Annotated in this window: 20 protein-coding genes and 1 pseudogene; 10 read left to right on the top strand and 11 right to left on the bottom strand. The window is 68.4% G+C overall.

What is annotated here, in order from left to right:
• Positions 1-200: 200 nt before the first annotated feature.
• Positions 201-1322 (bottom strand): serine hydrolase domain-containing protein, encoded by a 1122-nt coding sequence (locus B0I31_RS11910; RefSeq protein WP_245949818.1) that lies wholly within the window; start codon positions 1320-1322, stop codon positions 201-203.
• A 289-nt stretch (positions 1323-1611) separates the two neighbouring features.
• Here B0I31_RS11910 and B0I31_RS11905 point away from each other — a divergent pair, with 289 nt between their 5' ends.
• From B0I31_RS11905 to B0I31_RS11895, 3 genes are all read left to right on the top strand, one after another.
• Positions 1612-2835 carry a sensor histidine kinase gene (locus B0I31_RS11905; RefSeq protein ID WP_106615347.1) on the top strand — a complete coding sequence of 408 codons (1224 nt, stop codon included), beginning with the start codon at positions 1612-1614 and terminating at the stop codon, positions 2833-2835.
• Positions 2823-3479: a response regulator transcription factor gene (locus B0I31_RS11900; RefSeq protein ID WP_106615346.1), complete on the top strand. Its 657-nt coding sequence runs from the start codon at positions 2823-2825 to the stop codon at positions 3477-3479. Before B0I31_RS11905 ends, B0I31_RS11900 begins: the two co-directional genes overlap by 13 nt.
• 530 nt (positions 3480-4009) lie before the next feature.
• A complete protein-coding gene (locus B0I31_RS11895; RefSeq protein WP_146173820.1) occupies positions 4010-4348 on the top strand; it encodes a hypothetical protein in 339 nt (112 codons plus the stop codon).
• Positions 4349-4373: 25 nt separating this feature from the next.
• On the opposite strand, the gene B0I31_RS11890 is transcribed toward B0I31_RS11895, so the two are convergent.
• From B0I31_RS11890 to B0I31_RS11875, 4 genes are all read right to left on the bottom strand, one after another.
• A complete protein-coding gene (locus B0I31_RS11890) occupies positions 4374-5315 on the bottom strand; it encodes a phosphotransferase family protein (RefSeq protein WP_245949817.1) in 942 nt (313 codons plus the stop codon).
• A gap of 614 nt (positions 5316-5929) precedes the next feature.
• Entirely contained in the window at positions 5930-7171 is a 1242-nt protein-coding gene (locus B0I31_RS40000) for a phosphorothioated DNA-binding restriction endonuclease family protein (protein ID WP_483880261.1), read from the bottom strand.
• A gap of 478 nt (positions 7172-7649) precedes the next feature.
• Positions 7650-8927: an RNA polymerase sigma factor gene (locus B0I31_RS11880; protein ID WP_106615343.1), complete on the bottom strand. Its 1278-nt coding sequence runs from the start codon at positions 8925-8927 to the stop codon at positions 7650-7652.
• The gene (locus B0I31_RS11875; protein ID WP_106615342.1) at positions 8924-9295 is read right to left on the bottom strand and encodes a YciI family protein; all 372 of its coding nucleotides are present in this window, start codon (positions 9293-9295) and stop codon (positions 8924-8926) included. Before B0I31_RS11875 ends, B0I31_RS11880 begins: the two co-directional genes overlap by 4 nt.
• A 214-nt stretch (positions 9296-9509) precedes the next feature.
• On the opposite strand from B0I31_RS11875, the gene B0I31_RS11870 reads away from it, so the two are divergent.
• From B0I31_RS11870 to vanX, 4 genes are all read left to right on the top strand, one after another.
• Positions 9510-9938 carry a hypothetical protein gene (locus B0I31_RS11870; protein WP_106615341.1) on the top strand — a complete coding sequence of 143 codons (429 nt, stop codon included), beginning with the start codon at positions 9510-9512 and terminating at the stop codon, positions 9936-9938.
• 123 nt (positions 9939-10061) lie between these two features.
• Entirely contained in the window at positions 10062-11084 is a 1023-nt protein-coding gene (locus B0I31_RS11865; protein WP_106615457.1) for a D-isomer specific 2-hydroxyacid dehydrogenase family protein, read from the top strand.
• Positions 11081-12112, top strand: coding sequence for a D-alanine--(R)-lactate ligase VanA-Sc (gene vanA-Sc, locus B0I31_RS11860; RefSeq protein WP_106615340.1), 1032 nt, complete (start codon positions 11081-11083; stop codon positions 12110-12112). The genes B0I31_RS11865 and vanA-Sc overlap by 4 nt, the downstream gene beginning before the upstream one ends.
• A complete protein-coding gene (vanX, locus tag B0I31_RS11855) occupies positions 12109-12741 on the top strand; it encodes a D-Ala-D-Ala dipeptidase VanX (RefSeq protein ID WP_106615339.1) in 633 nt (210 codons plus the stop codon). Before vanA-Sc ends, vanX begins: the two co-directional genes overlap by 4 nt.
• Here vanX and B0I31_RS11850 read toward each other — a convergent pair.
• A complete protein-coding gene (locus B0I31_RS11850) occupies positions 12710-13810 on the bottom strand; it encodes a sensor histidine kinase (RefSeq protein ID WP_106615338.1) in 1101 nt (366 codons plus the stop codon). The genes vanX and B0I31_RS11850 overlap by 32 nt on opposite strands.
• A complete protein-coding gene (vanR-Sc, locus tag B0I31_RS11845; RefSeq protein ID WP_106615337.1) occupies positions 13803-14483 on the bottom strand; it encodes a VanSc-type vancomycin resistance response regulator transcription factor VanR in 681 nt (226 codons plus the stop codon). Before vanR-Sc ends, B0I31_RS11850 begins: the two co-directional genes overlap by 8 nt.
• Positions 14484-14696: 213 nt before the next feature.
• Between vanR-Sc and B0I31_RS11840 the strand changes: the two genes are divergently transcribed.
• Entirely contained in the window at positions 14697-15089 is a 393-nt protein-coding gene (locus B0I31_RS11840; protein ID WP_425444357.1) for a M15 family metallopeptidase, read from the top strand.
• 88 nt (positions 15090-15177) lie between these two features.
• Here B0I31_RS11840 and B0I31_RS11835 read toward each other — a convergent pair whose 3' ends face one another.
• Positions 15178-15642, bottom strand: a complete 465-nt coding sequence (locus B0I31_RS11835) for a toll/interleukin-1 receptor domain-containing protein (RefSeq protein WP_181320108.1) — start codon at positions 15640-15642, stop codon at positions 15178-15180.
• Positions 15643-15828: 186 nt separating this feature from the next.
• Here B0I31_RS11835 and B0I31_RS39995 point away from each other — a divergent pair, with 186 nt between their 5' ends.
• On the top strand, positions 15829-16401 hold the full coding sequence (locus B0I31_RS39995) for a hypothetical protein (protein WP_146173818.1): 573 nt from the start codon (positions 15829-15831) through the stop codon (positions 16399-16401).
• Here the strand turns inward: B0I31_RS39995 and B0I31_RS11830 are convergent.
• Both B0I31_RS11830 and B0I31_RS11825 read right to left on the bottom strand, forming a co-directional pair.
• Positions 16379-16720: pseudogene (locus tag B0I31_RS11830) on the bottom strand (BTAD domain-containing putative transcriptional regulator); the annotation flags it as partial. The gene B0I31_RS39995 and the pseudogene B0I31_RS11830 sit on opposite strands and share 23 nt — an antisense overlap.
• Before the next feature lie 52 nt (positions 16721-16772).
• The gene (locus tag B0I31_RS11825) at positions 16773-17183 is read right to left on the bottom strand and encodes a RidA family protein (RefSeq protein ID WP_106615333.1); all 411 of its coding nucleotides are present in this window, start codon (positions 17181-17183) and stop codon (positions 16773-16775) included.
• A gap of 80 nt (positions 17184-17263) precedes the next feature.
• Here B0I31_RS11825 and B0I31_RS11820 point away from each other — a divergent pair, with 80 nt between their 5' ends.
• Complete coding sequence (locus B0I31_RS11820) at positions 17264-17626, top strand: winged helix-turn-helix transcriptional regulator (protein ID WP_106615332.1); 363 nt, start codon at positions 17264-17266, stop codon at positions 17624-17626.
• A 4-nt stretch (positions 17627-17630) separates the two neighbouring features.
• Here the strand turns inward: B0I31_RS11820 and B0I31_RS41665 are convergent, their stop codons facing one another.
• Positions 17631-18119, bottom strand: coding sequence for a helix-turn-helix domain-containing protein (locus B0I31_RS41665; protein ID WP_245949816.1), 489 nt, complete (start codon positions 18117-18119; stop codon positions 17631-17633).
• Positions 18120-18215: the final 96 nt, after the last annotated feature.

The raw sequence follows: 18215 nt of genomic DNA, 5'->3' as shown, positions 1-18215 counted from the left end.
GGTTTGCACTGGCTCGATCAGTGTCGTCGTGGTCCCGGAGCCTCACGATCCCTTGTACTGCACACTTCCGGTACAGCCAGCACTACCTTCGGCGGCACCGGAGGTGGGAACGGGCAAGGGCTCGGGTGCGGTGTCGGCACCGCGCCCGAGCCCTTGCCGTACGACTTGCCGGGTAGGGGAACCGACCCTTCAGCCGGGCGTCAGTGGGCGCACAGCGCCGCGTCGACGAGTGCGCCCCGGTCCGCGGCGACGGACTCGTCCTTCACCGACCCGTTGAGCGAGGTGACCACGAGGGTCGCCGCGCGACCGTCGTCGGTGGCCGCGTTGACGGTCGAGTAGCCCGGGATGTCGCCGCCGTGGCCCCACGCGGCTCCTCCGCAGCTCAACGGCGTGCTGAACAGACCGAGTCCGTAGCCTGACCCGGATTTCGGGTCCGTCGGGATGGTGGTGCGCATCTGGGCCAGCTGGGCCGGTTCGAGCAACTTCCCGTCCAGCAGCGCGCGCAGGAACGTGTTGAGGTCGTCCGGCGTGGAGACCAGGTGACCGGCGGCCCAACCCCAGCTCGGGTCCATCCGCGTGAAGTCGACCAGCTCGTCGGTCGCCGGGTCGCGCTGGTAGCCCCTGGGGTGCCGGCCGCGGATGTCCTCTTCTCCGACCCCGGGCGCGTACGTGTCCCGCAGACCGATCCGCTGGATGACCCGGGTGGTCACCAGTTCGTTGAACGGGCGGCCGGTGACCCGCTGGGCGATCAGCCCGGCCAGGACGTAATTCGTGTTGCTGTAGGACCAGCCGCCACCGGCGGGCACGCCGTTCTCCCTGGCGTTCGCCAGGTCGAGCAGTTCCCGGGGTTCGAGGTAGACGTGCTGGTACAGCAGGAAGTCGCCCTTGGCCTTGAACATCGAGTCGGTGTAATCCGGCAGGCCGCTGTTGTGCTGCAGCAGTTGGCGGACCGTGATGGTGGTGGCGTCCACGCCTTTGCCCCGCACCAGGCCAGGCAGGTACGTCTCGATCGACGCGTCGAGTTCCACGCGGCCCTCGCCGACGAGCTGCAGCACGACGACGGAGGCGAACATCTTGCTCGCGCTGCCGATCCGCACCCTGCCGTTCACCGGCACCTTGCTGCCGGTCCGCAGGTCGCCGACCCCGGCCGTGTAGTGGCGGGTCCGGCCGTGCCGGTCCCGGATGGCGGTCAGCGCCCCGGGGTGCCGGTCGACACCGACGAGCTTGTCCAGGCTCTGCTGGACCACGTCGGGGCGGTGCGCGGCCTGGGCGGACTGGACCGGGCCGCCGAACGCGAGCCCGCCCGCCGCAGCTGCCACCACCGCCGTCACGGCGACCGCGCGGCGGTGCGGCGAGGAAGAAAGTCGATGTCGCTGAGAAGAAGGCGTGAACAAGGCAGACAACTCCCGGGTCGCACGGACGTCGGTCCTGCGATGACCGACGGGATTGAGGCTGCTCACTTCCACCTCGGTGAACAATCCAGCCCACTGGACAACCGGAGTGGTGGTGGCACCACGAGGCCGTCGTTCAGGCGGGCAAGCCACGACGGGCAGTCCGATTCGCGTGCACCATAGGGTTCTATTGATCGGTTAAGGTTCGGAGGGGGGTGGCATGGCACGGGTGCGGAAGCGCCTGCCGGCGTCGTTCGACGCTGTCGCGCGCTTGGTCGGCGGCCTCGGTACAGCACTGCTAGCGTTGACCGTCCTGGTCTGGTCCGGCGTGGTCGCGCTGCTCAGCTGCGTCGGTGTCGGCGTTGTCCTGGTGCCCTCCGCCCTGCGTGTGCTGCGGGCGGTCGCGAACCGGGAACGGGCCCGGCTCGGTGTCCTCGCTCCAGGTCCGGTGCCGCGGCAGACGCGCGCCGCGGTGCGAGACGTGACCGTGCGACGTGAGCTGGCCTGGCTGGCGCTGCATGCCACGGCAGGGCTGGTGGCGGGGTTCATCGGGCTCGCGATGCCGCTCACGATGCTGCAGAACACGACGTATCCGTTCTGGTACCGCCTGCTGCCGCCCGTGGACAACACCCCCAGTTTCATCTTCTGGGACATCTTCCGGGATGTCACCGATCTGACCGGCGCGTTGGTCGTGGCGCTGACCGGCGTGTTCTGCGGCGCTTTGATCGTCGGGCTGGCGCCAGTGCTCGTCCGGGTGCAGGAGTGGCCGGGCCGGCACCTGCTGGCGCCGCCCGCGGGTGTCGACCTCTCGCTGCGGGTCGCCGAGCTGACCGCCACCCGCGCCGCCGCTCTCGACGCGCACGCCGCCGAGCTGCGTCGCATCGAGCGGTCGCTGCACGATGGCACGCAGAACCGGCTGGTCGCGGTAGCCGTGCTGCTCGGTGCCGCGCGGCGGGCCGTGGACCGGGATCCGGCAGCGGTGGGTGCTGTGCTGGACCGGGCGCAGGACGCAACCGAACAGGCGCTCGCCGAGCTGCGGGCGGTGGTCCGCGGCATCCTGCCCCCGGTGCTGGCCGACCGCGGGCTCACCGGGGCTCTGACCGGCCTCGCGGGCAGCTGCGGCGTGCCTTGTGAACTGGTGGTGGACGTGCCGGGCCGGTGCGCCGCCTCGGTCGAGGCCACCGCGTACTTCGTGGTGGCCGAAGCCCTCTCCAACGTGTCCAAGCACAGCGGCGCCGCGAGCGCCGTGGTGGCGGTGAGGCGGAAGGGGGATCGGTTGCTGCTGCGGATCGGCGACGACGGCCGGGGTGGCGCGGACGAGCGCGGCGGGTCGGGCTTGTCCGGCATCCGCCGACGGGTCGAGGCGCACGACGGTCGCCTCACTCTCGACAGCCCGCTCGGCGGGCCGACGACGATGGAGGTGGAGCTGCCGTGCGGATCGTGATCGCGGAGGACGACCCGCTGCTGCGCGAAGGGCTGGCGCTGCTGCTGCGCGCTGAATCGCTCGACGTGGTGTCCACCACCGATACGCCGGAATCGTTCCTGGCCGCAGTGGCCGAGCACGATCCGGATGTCGCCATCGTGGACGTGCGGATGCCGCCCACCCACACCAACGAGGGGATCGTGGCGGCCGTCGAGGCGCGACGATGCCGACCCGGCCTCGCGGTGCTCGTGCTCTCGGCGTACGTGGAACAGGCGTTCGCCACCGAACTGCTCGCGGCCGGCGCCGACCGGCTCGGTTACCTGCTGAAGGAGCGAGTGGGACGGGTCGAGGAATTCTTGACCGCGCTGCACCGGGTGGCGGGCGGTGGCACCGCCGTGGACCCCGAGGTGGTGGGCCAACTGTTGGCCCGCAACCCGCACACCAGCGCGCTGGGCCGGTTGAGCCCCCGGGAGCGCGACGTGCTCGCGCTCATGGCCGAAGGGCTTGGCAACGCCGCCATCGCCGAACGGCTCTTCATCACCGAGGGCGGGGTGCACAAGCACATCCGCAGCATCTTCGCCAAGCTCGACCTCGCCCCCGACGACCGGGCGGACCGGCGCGTCACCGCGGTCCTGCGCTACCTCAAGGGCGCCGGACCGAATTAACGCCGCTGCGCCCGGCTGAACCGGTGGGTGCCGGGCGAAAGTCGCCGACTGCAGAGCCGGAAACGCCGCGCGGCGGTCGATAGGGGTTCCCGGGTCGACGAGGTCGACAAGGTGTTCACACCGCGGTGTGTGGAGCAAATCTGGAGCGGACGGGAGAGCTGAACGACGTGCGATGACATCGAACGGCGGTGAACTGCGCCAGCTGACGTGCCGGTTCTGCGTTTGTGCTGGTCAGGGCGCTTGCGGAACAGCGCTGGCAGTGTGAGGGTCAGGGGTTCGGGTCCTCTCAGGTCCACAGGTTATAGTTCGTCTGATTCGCCCGCTGACCTGCGGTAATGCAAGTGGCGGGCGATCTTGCTTTCCCTCCACTCTGGACTGCGGTGGCTGAGCTGGAGCAGGTGGTCGCTCCTACCGAAATGTTGTCAGCGCTGTGCTCCAGGACTCACTGATCTGGCTGGGTGGATCCGTCCGGCGACTTTCCATCGCCGTAGTCGCCGTCAATGTCCGACACCGGGGTCTCCTGCGCTGACATGACACGACCACTCCTGAACGACCGCGGCCTCGCGGTGGCATGTGCACTGGTTTTCGCGACCTTCCTCGGGATCGCGGCACTCGGCTTCGCCCAGATCGCATCGACCTACCAATGGTGCGAGAGCGATGCGGCGGGACAACTGGCGTCGGCGAGGGCGGTGGCGGAGCTGCGTCTTGACGCAACGCCGGCTGTTGTTTGTCGAAGCGGTGAGGTGACCGTGGAGCTGCCGGTCGCACCGGCTGTCGCCGGCGTGGTGTTCGCTGTGATCGGCATGGCGATCAGCCTCGTCACGATCGTTGTCACCGCGCGGCGTGTCCGTGCTGCCCAACGGCGTTGACGGTGAGAACAGCCGCTTCGGTAGTTCACCGTCGCGCCGGACTACCGGCGCGACGGAGGCGCTCGCGGGCTTCGTCCTCCGACAGCGAGGTGACGGGCTGCCCGACTGCGTGCTGGTACTTGGCGTCGTAGGCCCTGGTCCAGACGCCCGCCGCCCACGTCCGCCGCAGTTCGCCGGCGCTGAACTCCTGGCCGCGGGCCCGGCAGTACGCGTCGAGGAACCGCTCGGTCTCCTCGACGGTGGCAAGCTCATCCGCACTGACGGTCGAGTACAGCGCGGCGGCGAAGCCCACCAGGACGGCTTCGCTCTCCACGATCACGCTGTCCCAATCGTGCACCACCAGCAGCGCCTCGCCGCTCCAGCGCAGATTGCCGGCCAGCCAGTCGCAGTGACCGATCACGGCATCAGCCCCGCCGGCCCGCAGTAGGTCACGGGCACGCCGCCCGGCCTCGTCGATCCACTCCGCGCCGGCCACCGCGTTGAGGTCGACCTCGGGATCTTCCTCCGACCGCGGCCACAGTCCTTGCCCGGCGTGGTTCCAGGCCGCCCACGACGGCGCCGGGTCAAGCGTGGACACCTCGGCAGGCCGGGGTGCCAGCCGGACCAGCCGCGCGAACGCCTCGGCGAAGGCCACGGCGGCGTCCTCCGCGCCCGGGAGCACGTCACCGCCGGGCACGTATGTCTCCGCGGTGGCGATACCGCCGTCGAACGACGTGACGCCGGTCAGCGGCCGAGGGCAGGGATAACCGGCCTCGAACAGCCGGCGTTGGACCTCGACGCACCCCGCTATCCGCGGCGCGTCCGGACGCACCTTGACCACGACCTCGCGGCCGTCGACCAGGCGCAGCCCGATGACAGCGGACAGGTGCCCGGACCGGAACAACTCCTCCGCTGGTGGGCTGCCCAGGTGCTCGGTGCACCACCGGGTCAGGCGATCGGGATCGACGGCACGCACGCGAGGCGACACAACAACATCCTCACGGATCCGACCCATGCCCACACCCAACTCGACGAGCTTCACGTCAAGGGTCGATCCCACCGCCACATCCAGCCAGGCTGGACAACACCAGCCGATCCCGCGCGAGCACACTGAACCGCCGGGGCTGTCCACCGGCCCCTGTCGTACCCGCTACTCGAAATCGATACGACGAAAAGCGCAACAAAGCACGTCATTGACGTGATAACTCCAAAATTGACATCTGACGGCCGGTTCACGGGACGATTCACATAGTCGGGGCCGACGAGCGGCTGGCGGATGATTTCGGTGTACCTGCGGATCTCGTCGCGGCCATCGACGCGTGGGACGATGAGTTCCGGGCCGTCTACGACCCGGACGACCCGATGGACTCCGGATTTCCGGACGAGGTGACCACCGAGGCGTGGCACGACCGGGGTGAGCGGTTGGCCGAGCGGTTGGCTCGGACTGGTTGGTGCCGGGCATGGGTGCACTGGGTGGTGCGGGAACCGCTCACCGCAGTGTTTGTCGGCCACTCCGAGCAGGGGTGTTGGAGTGAAGTTGTCTGGGGTGTGAGGAGCGGTGTGGGTTCGTGGGACGGCTGGAACAATCGTGTGTCCGGAGCGTCATGTTGCGAAGATCGTCGTACGGTGCCACTCGAAGTAGGGTGCCGATGAAGGTCTGTAGGCAGTGCAGGAGCGGCCCCTCAGGTGGTTGAGGCGGTCGCGCATGTTGCCTTGGGGAACTCCGTCCGGTGGTCGTGTTCGTACCAGTCCGTTGTCGTCGACGGTGATCCAGCCGGATTCGTAGAGCGCGTCGCAGCCGAACGTGCAGGCGAGCATCGCGACGTTGGCGAGGTCACGGCGCTCGTCGTCAGTGCACGAGGCCCGCTTCTTGATGTGGGCGGCGATGAGGAAGTCCAAGGGAAACAGGTCGCCGCAGAGGGCGCACTGCGCGGATGTCCGACCACCGGCGAGCAGGCTGCGCAACCGACCCTGTTCCAGCCTGACCTTCACCTGGGCGATCGAGTCGACCCGGCCGTTGTGGTGGTCGCCGGCGATGTCGTCGACCGACAGCTCGTCGAGCACCACCACGGCGGGTTTGCCGGTGAACCGCGCCCCAGGTAGAACCACCAGCACGGCACCCACGAAGGAACTCCGGTGCCCCAACTCGTCGGGGACCACCCGTACCGAACCCCGGGCGGCGAGCAGGTCCAAACCCTGCTGCACGGCGCTCACCGGCACGGGTTGGCCCTCGGGCGATCGTTCCGTCTTCACCACGACGTCGTCGCCCCGCACGCGCAGGATGGTGTTCGGCTTGCCGGACGCGGTCCGGAGCTCGATTCCGATGAGGTCCCTGAGCAGGTCGACGGCCTTCGGCAAGCCCAGCGGAGGATCGCTTCGGGAGGCCTGACCATCCAATGGGCCGACAAGGCCTGTCAGTCGCAGCGCTTCAGCCGTCGGGCTGTCGCGGAAGAACCGGTGGAGCAACGCCCGGACGACAGCGTCGCGGGCATCCACGTCGGTAGCGAGCAGGTCGTAGACCTCAGCGGGGAGTCCGGCCAGCGGGTTGTGCTTGGTCAACCACTTCAGCGGAGCCGAACCGTGCGCGCGAGGGGGTTTCTCGAGTACCTCAGGAATTTCCCACCACTGCGTCTCAGCCAATGCCACGAACGGGTACTGCGGCGTCGGACGACTTCCCTCGCGTCCCAGTGCGGTGAGCAGCGGTCGCAACTCTTCCCGCGCATCGGTCCAACGCACCAACCGCGGCAGCCCTCGAGCCGCTCTGCCGATCGCCCACAACAACAAAATCCCCTGATGCCGCACCGGCCGCTCGGACGTGCCGGCCGGAGCTAATCGCTCGACCATCGCCACCAGGTCCCCACCCGTTACCACCCACGCACCTCCCGACGTGCCGTGACGGCAGCATAGGAAAGATGGCGCGCTCCGGATGGGAATCACGGTGGTGAGCGGATCGACCCGGGTGGTGCTGGACGCTGATCCGGAAGCAGCTGTCGACTGGTGTGACGACAGGCTTCCACGCCGTGGGGCGACGCTCACCGCCGCTGGGCGAGGAGGCGTGAACGCAGCAACAAGACCAGTCGCCCGTCCGCTGCGACCGCGACCTGCTCGTCTGCGTCGCCGACGCCGAGGAGCGCTCGGCACGTTCCGTGGCACGGGACATGGTGTTGCCGGAGTCCGACGTGGTGTCCTACCGCGTCACCCTGCCCGAGTTCGCCACCGTTCCGCTCGGGGCGGGTCTGCGAGCGGTGCGGGCCGTCAGGGACGTGATCACCACCTGCGCCCGCGCGGCGGCCCGCGTGTGTCCGGGATCGGGCGGGCGGGTTCAGTCGTGGTCTGGTGGGGTGAGGTGGTTGGCTCTGTCGTGCAGGTAGCGCTGTTCGACGTGGTTGTCGGTGAGGGTGGCGGCCTCGCGGTAGAGGGTGGCGGCGGTGGTGGGGTGGCCGGTCAGTTGGAGCAGGTGGGCGCGGACGGCGCGTTCGCGTTGGTGGGTCAGGGGGTCCTGGTCCAGGTGGTGGCGTTGGTTGAGGGTGTCGAGCAGTGCCAGGCCTCGTTCGGGGCCGTAGGCCTTGGCTACCGCGACGACTCGGCTGAGGCGGACAGGTGCGGTGGGGGCGAGGCGTTCCAGCCAGAGGTAGAGCGCGGCGATCTGCGGCCAGTCGGTCTGCTCGGGTGATTCGGCGGTGGCGTGGGCGGCGGCGATCGCGGCTTGGAGTTGGTACGGGCCGGTCTGGCCGCGGTGCCAGACGCTGTCGATCAGGGCGGTTCCCTCGTGGATGAGGTCTGTCCGCCATCGCGTCCGGTCCTGTTGCTCCAGGGGGACCAGTTCGCCGTGGTCGTTGGTGCGGGCGGGCTGTCGTGCCTCGGTGAGCAGCATCAGGGCCAGCAGGCCGGTCGCTTCGGAGGTCGTGGCGTCGTCGGCCGGGAGGGTGTCGTGGAGCATGCGGGTGAGCCGGATCGCTTCGTGGGTCAGGTCGACGCGGGTGAGTTCGTCGCCGGACGAGGTCGTGTAGCCCTCGTTGAAGACCAGGTACAGCACCTGCATGACGGCGGTGATCCGGCCGTCCCGGTCGGCGTCGGAGGGTGGGGTGAAGCGGGCGCCCGCGCGGGCGAGTTGCTGCTTGGCGCGGCTGATCCGCGTGCCCATGGTGTTCTCGGTGGTGCCGTAGGCGTGGGCGATCTCGGCGGTGGTCAGGCCACCCACCGCGCGCAGCGTGAGGGCCACTTGGGACGTGGTGGACAGCGCTGGGTGGCAGCAGAGCAGCAGCAGGGTGAGGCTGTCGTCGGTGTCCGGTGGCGGGCCCGCGTCACGGGCGGGCTCGTGCATGGCCAGCTCGGCCAGGCCTGCTTCCTGTTCGCGCCGGCGTCGGGCCTGGTCGGAGCGGAGCAGGTCGACCATCTTGCGGTAGCCGACGCGGATCAGCCAGCTGCGCGGGTTCTCCGGCACGCCCTCCGCGGGCCAGGTCCGGCTCGCGGCGAGGAGTGCCTCCTGCACCGCGTCCTCGGCGATGTCGAACTGGCCGAACCGCCGCACCAACGCGCCGAGCACCTGCGGCGCCTCGGTGCGCAGCAGGTCCTCGACGGTCGCGGTGCGGTCGTTCACCCGGCGAAGTCCTCGCCCATGATCGGGCGGATCTCGATCGGCTCACCCAGCGCGTCGACGATGCGCGCGACGATCTCGACGGCCCGCTCGTGGCCGGCGACGTCGATCACGGCGAAGCTGGCCAGCACCTCCTTCAGCTCGGCGAACGGCCCGTCGGTCGCCACCACGCCGTCCGCTGACTTGCGGACGGTGGTGCTGACCGCGGGGTGACCGAGGCCCTCGCTGGTGACGAACTCGCCGGTCTCCACCAGTTCCCGCTCGAACTCCTGGTAGACGGCGAACGCGGCCAGTGCGTCCTCGGACGGCGTGTCGGCGGTGGCGGCGTCCCACGCGTCGGCCGGGGTGTAGCTGAGCAGCAGGTACTTCACGGTGGTTCCTCTTCCTCGATCGTCTCGGCCACGGTACGTCGCCCGGCCGGCGTCCCGCAGGGACAGCACGTCGGTGAGCGCTCGCCGCAACCACGTCGTCGGGTCGCGGATCTCGACACGGCCTCAGTGTGACCCGCGTCACGGAAATCGGATGTCGAGACCGCGGTGGCGCCTCCGAGGTACCGGCACACAGCGAGCAACCGAGGAGGACGAGATGTCGGAGACGACGACCCAGCCGAGCACCGACCTGCAGGCCCTGGACCGACTGGTGGGCACGTGGGCGGTGAGCGGCGGCGCCGAGGGAACCGTGCGGTACGAGTGGATGCCCGGCCGGTTCTTCCTGCTCCAGCACGTCGAGCTCAGCCAGTTCGGGCAGCCGGTCACGGGCCTGGAGGTGATCGGCAACCTGCGCCCGTTCGGCGAACCCGCCGGCGCGGACGTGGTGTCCCGGTTCTACGACTCGACCGGCAACACCCTGGACTACGCCTACGAACTGACCGGCGACACCCTGACCATCTGGGGAGGCGCGAAAGGCAGCCCGGCCTACTACCGGGGCACGTTCAGCGCGGACGGCACGACCGTCACCGGGGAGTGGGTCTACCCCGGCGGGGGTGGATACGCGTCCACCATGACGCGGATCTGATCCGGCGGGGAAGCGGTGGCCGTCCCGGAACGCGGCACCGCTTCCCGATCAGGCGGTGACATATCGTCGGCGTATCGAAAACCGCATACGGGCCGGCAACACGACGCTGTCTTGACTGTGGGCATGACCGACAGCGAACCGGCACGGACGTCGGTGCCCTGGTCCTCGTCGGCCGGCCCGACGACGGGGATCACGGTGTACGGGTGCGAGCCGGACGAGGCCGTCCTGTTCCGGGAGGTGGCGCCTCGCTTCGGCGTCGTGCCGACCATCACCGGGGACGCGGTGTCCGAGGCCAACGTCGAACTGGTCTCGGGCAACCGCTGCATCAGCGTCGGCCACAAAGCCCGGATCGCGAACTCCACGCTGCTCACCCTCAGCCGGGCCGGGGTGAAGTACCTCTCCACGAGGAGCATCGGGTACGACCACATCGACGTCGACTACGCGGCGAGCGTCGGCATTGCCGTGGAGAACGTCGCCTACTCGCCGCACGGCGTGGCCGATTACGCGGTGATGTTGATGCTGATGATGGTGCGGAACGTGAAATCCGTCATCACGCGTGCGGTCGCCCACGACTACCGGTTGCACGAGGTGCGCGGCAGAGAGCTGCGCGACCTCACTGTCGGGGTGGTCGGCACCGGTCACATCGGTGCGGCGGTCATCGACCGGCTGTGGGGTTTCGGCTGCCGGAAGGTGGCCTACGACATCCGTCCCCGGACCTCCGCGGATTACGTGCCGCTGGACGAACTGTTGCAGCAGAGCGACATCGTCACGCTGCACACGCCGCTCAACGCGGACACGCACCACCTGTTGGACCGTCGACGCATCGAGCAGATGAAGCCCGGCGCGGTCGTCATCAACACCGGCCGAGGCGCGCTCGTGGACACCGAGGCACTGGTTTCGGCACTGGAAAGCGGCCGACTCGGTGGGGCCGCGCTGGACGTCCTCGAAGGGGAAGAGGGCATCTTCTACACCGACTGCCGCAGTCGGCCCATCGAAAGTGCCCACCTGTCGCGGCTGCACGAAATGTCGAACGTGATCATCAGCCCGCACACCGCCTACTACACCGACCACGCCTTGAGCGACGCGGTGGAGAACTCCATCATCAACTGCCGCGACTTCGAGCGCAGGAAGCAGCACTGGATATGAGAATCGGGATTGTGTTCGGTGGTCGTTCCGAAGAGCACGCCGTCTCCGTGAAGTCCGCGCAGGAGGTGGCGAAGCACCTCGACACCGACAAGTACGAGCCGTACCACATCGGGATCACGAAGAGCGGCGCCTGGCGGCTGTGCGACGGGCCGGACGTGAACGGGGAGAACGGTGGTGGCCGTCCGGTCGTGCTGTCGCCGGACAGCGGCGCGCGCGGACTGCTCGTGCTGGAGCAGGGGCGGTACCGGACGATCGACCTGGACGTGGTGTTGCCGGTGCTGCACGGCAGGTTCGGCGAAGACGGTGCGGTGCAGGGCTTGTTGGAGCTCTCCGGCATCCCCTACGCCGGTTGCGATGTCCAGAGTTCCGCGCTGTGCATGGACAAATCACTGACCTACCTCGTCGCACGCGGCGCGGGAATCGCGACGCCGGAGTTCTGGACCGTCACGGCGGACGAGCACGTCGAACCGGATCGGCTGACCTATCCCGTCTTCGTGAAACCGGCCCGTTCGGGATCTTCTTTCGGGGTGAGCAAGGTATCCCGAAAAGAAGACCTGCCGAGCGCGGTGGCCACCGCACGGCAGTACGACTCGAAGGTCTTGATCGAAGCGGCTGTCCTCGGCAGCGAGATCGGCTGTGCCATCCTGGGCAACGACGGCGAGCTGTTCGCCGGCGAGGTGGACCGGATCGCGCTGTCCCACGGTTTCTTCCGGATCCACCAGGAGAGCGAGCCGGAAAGCGGATCCGAGAACTCGACCCCGATCGTGCCCGCGGACATCCCGGCCGAGTCGCGCTCACTCGTCCAGGAGACGGCGAAGGCCGTGTACCGCGCCCTGGGGTGCAGGGGACTGGCGCGCGTGGACATGTTCCTGAAGGAGGACGGAACAGTCGTCCTCAACGAGGTGAACACGCTGCCCGGCCTGACCTCGTACAGCCGGTACCCGAGGATGATGGCGGCTGCCGGGTTGCCGCTCGGCGAAGTGATCGACCGGGTCGTGTCGCTGGCCCTGACCGGGAAAGCCCGATGAGAGACGACTTCGTCTTCCTGGACGAGTCCGTGCCCGGCGTGCGCTGGGACGCCAAGTACGCCACCTGGGACAACTTCACGGGCAAACCCGTGGACGGCTACCAGGTGAACCGGATCGTCGGCACGAAAGCGTTGTGCGCGGCCTTGGAAAGTGCTCAGGAGAAGGCCGCCGCCCTCGGCTTCGGCTTGCTCGTCTGGGACGGCTACCGTCCGCAGCGCGCCGTGGATGGTTTTCTGCGCTGGTCGCAGCAACCGGAGGACGGTCGGACGAAGCCGCGGCACTACCCGAACATCGACCGCGCCGAGATGTTCGAGCAGGGGTACGTGGCCGCCAGGTCGGGGCACAGCCGGGGCAGCACCGTCGACTTGACGCTCTACCACCTGGCCACCGGCGAACTCGTCCCCATGGGCGGCCACCACGACCTCATGGATCCGATCTCACACCACGGCGCGCCGGGAATCACACCGGTCGAAGCGAGGAACCGCCGGCACCTCCGTTCGATCATGGAGGCCTGCGATTTCCGCGCGTACGACCGCGAGTGGTGGCACTACACGCTGAACGGTGAACCGCACCCGGACACCTACTTCGACTTCCCCGTCACCTGGGCGCGACCGGCAGTCGCACCGTGATGCGAAGTCCGCCGCCGGGGCGCGGGGTGAGGGTGAGGGTGCCGTCGTGGGCCTGGGCGATGCTCTTGACGATGGCCAGGCCGAGCCCGACACCGGCTTGGTCGGTGCGGACGCGTTGGGTGCCGCGCTGGAACGGCTCGGTGAAGGTCGAGATCAGCTGTGGCGTGAGCTTCTCGCCGGTGTTCTCGACCGTGAGCACGGCGTTCCGGGCGTCGACGCCGGTCGTGACCCACACCGTGCCCCGGTCGGGCAGGTTGTGGACGATCGCGTTGTGCACGAGGTTCGTCGTCATCTGCAGCAGCAGCGCGTGCGAGCCGCCGGCGGGGGTCACGTCGCCGGAGGTCTCGATGGTGAGGCCGCGCTTCTCGGCGAGGGGGAGGAGCGTTTCCGCGACTTCCTCGGCGATGAGGGACAGGTCGACGCGTTCCCGGGTGAACGTCCGCTGGTTGACGCGGCTGAGCAGGAGCAGCGTTTCGGTGAGGTCGATCGCCCTGGTGTTGACGAAGTGCAGGCGCTCGACGAGTTCGGCGGCATCGCGGTCCGGGTCGTTGCGCGCGACGTCGAGCAGCGTCTGCGTGATCGCCAGCGGGGTGCGCAGTTCGTGGGACGCGTTCGCGGCGAACCTCTGCTGCTCGGCGTCGTGCGCTTCGAGCCGCGCGAGCATGGTGTCGAAGGCGTCGGCGAGTTCGCGGAACTCGTCCTGGCGGCCTTCCATCCCGATCCGGTGCGACAGCGATCCGTCCGCGGCCAGGCGGGTGGCGTGGGTGATGCGGGTGAGGGGCGCGAGCATGCTGCCGGCGAGGAGCCACCCGCCCACGAGGCCGAACACCAGCAAGAGCGCCATCACCAGGCCCGCCTTGGGGACGAAGGCGCTCTCCAGGTCGGAGCGGTCGGGCACGGCCGGACCGGGGCGGAAGCTCCCCGGCGGGGCCGTGTAGATCACCTCGGGCACGTACCGCAGCAGGAACACCCACACGACCGCGAGCAGCAGGCCACCCGCCAGCATGAGGAACCCGGCGTAGCTGAGGGTGAGCTTGAGGCGGACGCTCAAGCCGGGCTGCCTAGCCACGGTCGCGACCGTCTGCCGTGTCGATGCGATAGCCGACGCCGGCCACGGTGGCGATGACCCACGGTTCGCCGAGGCGCTTGCGCAGCGCCGAGACCGTGATGCGCACGGCGTTGGTGAACGGGTCGGCGTTCTCGTCCCACGCCCGTTCCAGCAGCTCTTCGGCGCTGACCACACCGCCTTCGGCGGCGACGAGGACTTCGAGTACGGCGAACTGCTTCCTGGTCAGGGCGACGTACCGGCCGTTGCGGTAGACCTCGCGGCGGAACGGGTCCAGCCGCAGCCCGGCGATCTCCCGCACCGGCGGCCTGTTGTGCGCACGCCTGCGGTCGAGCGCTCGGAGCCGGAGCACGAGTTCTTTGAGCTCGAACGGCTTGGTCAGATAGTCGTCGGCGCCGAGCCCGAACCCGGAGGCCTTGTCGTCGAGCCGGTCGGCGGCGGTGAGCATCAGGATCGGCAGGCCGGTGCCGGAAGCGACGATGCTCTCGGCGACCTCGTCACCGGAGGGGCCGGGAATGTCGCGGTCCAGCACCGCGATGTCGTAGGAGTTGACGCCCAACAGCTCCAGCGCCGTGTCCCCGTCACCGGCGATGTCGGCGGCGATCGCTTCCAGGCGCAGCCCGTCGCGGATGGCCTCCGCCAGATAGGGCTCGTCCTCGACGATCAACACACGCATGTCCTCGATGCTACGGGCGGGTGCATATCGTCGGCATATCGAAAAGCTCGAACGTGGCGGCAACACCGCGTCGCGTTCATTGGAGGCATGGGCTACCGCGAATCAACACGCACAGCGACCCGCCCCGCACGATTGCCGGCGTCTCCGGCCGTTCGGCGCGCACACGGCGCGGTCCCCGTCCCCGTGACGGTTTTCGACGACGCTATTCCGGCCGTGGCCAATCTCGACCCCGCTCTGCTCGCCGCCCTGCGCCGAGCCGCTACCGCTGCCGCGGGTGACGGGGTCGAAATCTTCGTGAACGGCGGTTGGCGTTCCCCGGAGTACCAGGAGGAACTGTTCCGGCAGGCGGTGTCGAGGTACGGCTCGGAAATGGCGGCGGCCCGCTGGGTGGCCACCCCCGAACGGTCTGCGCACGTGTCGGGGGACGCCGTCGACATCGGGCCGTCCCAGGCCAGGGCCTGGCTGTCCGAGCACGGCGCCGCGTACGGGCTGTGCCAGATCTACCGCAACGAACCCTGGCACTACGAACTGCGCCCCGAAGCCGTCCACCACGGCCGCCCGCCCCTGTACGCCGATCCCACGCACGATCCGAGAATGTGGCGGTGACTATGGTGATCAGGCCTGGCTGTGTGACCGCTGGTCGCCAGACCGCGCTGCAGTTGCCAGCCCGGAGTAAGGTTGTCTCGTTCGAGAACTACGTTCCAGTCGCGAGTTGAGGTATTGACCTCTGAAGTTCTGAGGCGATGTAAGATAGATCCTGCTCCGTATTTCGATAGTCGAAGCGAAGGTACTGGAACCTCGACACGCTTCTCAGTTCGGGAGGTAATTCTTCGGGTCTGATGCGCGGAACGCCGGAAAGTAAGACCGGTATGACGCGGATTTGCCTTTTCAGGGCTTTGGATATCTCGACTCGAACCCAATCGACGCTGGCGTTGCTTCGGTCGAATGACTTGGGCCAATCCTGTCCGACGACAACCAGCATTGCTATGCAGTGGTCGATCGCCGCGTTGAGGCAGGTCTCATAGTCCTCTCCGGCAGGTATGGAGCGGCCCGCGCGAAAGATCTGATCCGCGCCGAACCTCTGTGACAGGAAAAAGTCCAGAAAAGCCGCCGCGTAGGCGTCGTCTCGTCTGCGATAGTTGATGAATACCAGGCTCACTTTAGCCCTGCCTCGTTGCGCCGCGGCCGCACCGCACGTCGTTGGTCGGCTGTGGCAACCTGCCTGTTCTGTGCAGCATCGACTGTAGTCCACGTTCAGCCTCTTGCGCTATGGTATGGCAGGAGTCGTATCGTTCGCCTGGAGATATGGCCAGTGGGGTGCGATATGGAAAGGTGGGCGCGTAAGGTGGCCGCTAGTTCGGAGGGTGATGGTTTACATCTCGACCCGTTGGACAGGTTGAGAATGGCGCAATGGCACATAGATCGCTACGATCGTCTCAGGTCCTCGACTTCTTCGCGTGCGGCTGTACTGCTGAGTGCTGATGCCGCGCTGCTTGCCGCGACCATTCCGATCGCGAATTCTATATTGCAGCGCGCCGGAGTGGTCGAATGGGTGATTTGGGCAACCCGCGGCTTCGCCGCCCTCGCTATGTTCTCGAGTGTCGCATCTATCGCTTTCTGTACTAACGCTGTCGCCGCTTGGCGTACGACGCGTCAGGTTCACCAGAAGGAGATACCTAATCGCTTCGTCTTCAACTGGGGTGATACGCTGAAGTCGGTCGACGGCTACAGTGACTTCGCGAGTACGGCGGCATCGCGCTCCGTCGAGACGGTGACCGGCGACGCGATGGCGGAACTCTGGACGGTGATTCTGCAGCACAAGCGCCGGCATAAACATTTGGGGCTGGGAATACATTTCTTCCGTTGCGGCACGATCTTCTTTGTGAGGGCTGCGATTATTTTGCTATTATTCCATTAGTGTGCTGCGGAATGGTGCCCCAACCGCTAGCGCTGCCGCACCTGTCCTGCAACCGCTCCCGCCACGGGTGCTCCCGCACCAGGTCGGCGAGTTCGCCGAGCACCGCCTCGTGCAGACCGCAGGCCAGCTCCGCCTGGTACAGCGCTTCGACCGCGGTGAGCCGGCGTTCGGCGAGGCGCCGTGCCCAGTCGGTGAGCACCGGCACCTCCAGGTCCGCGAACGGCGTGCCGCGGCACAACGCCAGCGCGGCGCGCAGCGATTCCACCGCGCGCTGCGGCTCCGAGGCCGCGACACCGGCCTTGAACAGCACCTCGAACCGCTCCGCGTCGACCTCGTCGGTGCGCTTTCACCGTGGTGAAAGCGCGACCGCGTCAGTCGAGCACCGCGAACGCCTCCACCTCCACGAGCACGTCGGGCTCGAACAGGTAGTCCACGCCGATGAGCGACGCGGGCGGGAACGGCCGCGGGAGACCCACCTCGTCGGCGACCCGGTCGATGCCCGCCATGAAGGCGTCCATCAGGTCCGGCCGCCAGCCCGTGACGAAGAACCTGAGGCGCACCACGTCGGTGAACGACGCGCCGGCGCCGGCCAGGCCGATCGCGGTGTTGCGCAGGGCTTGCGCGACCTGACCGGTGAGGTCTCCGGTCGCGACCGGGTTCCCCTCGGCGTCACGTGCGATCTGCCCGGCGACGTGCACGTGCCGACTGCCCGTGCCGATCGAGACGTGGTGGTAGGGGACGGGCTGGAACATGCCCTCGGGGGACAGCAGCTGCACGGTCACGGGAGTTCCTTCACGCTGGTCATGAGTGGTATCCAAGGTCTACCTGGTACACGGAGGGAACTTCAACGAGACTAGGTGTCATGCAGGAAACCGCCCAGAGCCCCCAGATCACCGCGCCGCACCGCGAGCTGCTCGACCAGGTGCTCGACAAGTGGTCGCTCCAGGTGCTCGACCGGCTGTGCGGGCGCCCGTTGCGCTTCAACGAACTGCGCCGCGAGATCCCGGTCGTGACGCAGAAGTCGCTGACGGCGACGCTGCGGCGCCTGGAGCGCAACGGGATGGTCGAACGGGTCGTCACGAACACCCGGCCGATCGCCGTGGAGTACCGCATCACGCCGCTGGGCACGACCCTGCAGGACCTCATCGACGCGCTCCTGCGGTGGAGCACGGTCAACATGGCCGACGTCGAACGGGCCCGCGCGCGGTTCGACGCCGAGGTGTGACGGGTCAGCCGTCCAGGATGCCGCGCCGGTAGGCGGCGGCCACCGCGGAGGCGCGGTCGATCACCTCCAGCTTGGCGTAGATGTGCAGCAGGTGGGTCTTCACGGTGGCCTCGCTGAGGTAGAGCCGGGCGGCGGTCTCGCGGTTGGTCCGGCCTTCCGCGACCAGCGCCAGCACCTCCCGTTCCCGGGCGGTGGCCGGTACGCCGTACTGCTCCCGCCACGTCGTCACGGCCTGCCGCACGGCGTCACCCAGCCGGGCGTCCTGCAACGGCCCGGGGCGCAGTGCCCCGATCGAGCGGCGAACCTCCACCAGGCTGGTGCGGGCCAGGTCGGCGGCGATCTCCAGCAGGGAACGCGCGGGTCCGGGTGGTAGTCCGTCGACCGCTTCCAGCTGGGTGACGATCCCGGTCAGCCCCTGGGCGACGGTGTCGTGGATCTCCCGGGCCGGCCGCGCGCGTTCGTCGGCGACGCCTGCGGACCGGTGCGGATCCACCGATCGGTCGATGGTGGCGAAGCGCTTCGATACAGGTCATTGACAATGATCCGGGACGCGCCGCACAGTTTGGGAGCGCTCCCAGATCATCACCGT

The organism is Saccharothrix carnea (genome assembly GCF_003014735.1).
Lineage (GTDB): Bacteria > Actinomycetota > Actinomycetes > Mycobacteriales > Pseudonocardiaceae > Actinosynnema > Actinosynnema carneum.
This window is presented reverse-complemented; position numbering and strand designations above follow the sequence as displayed.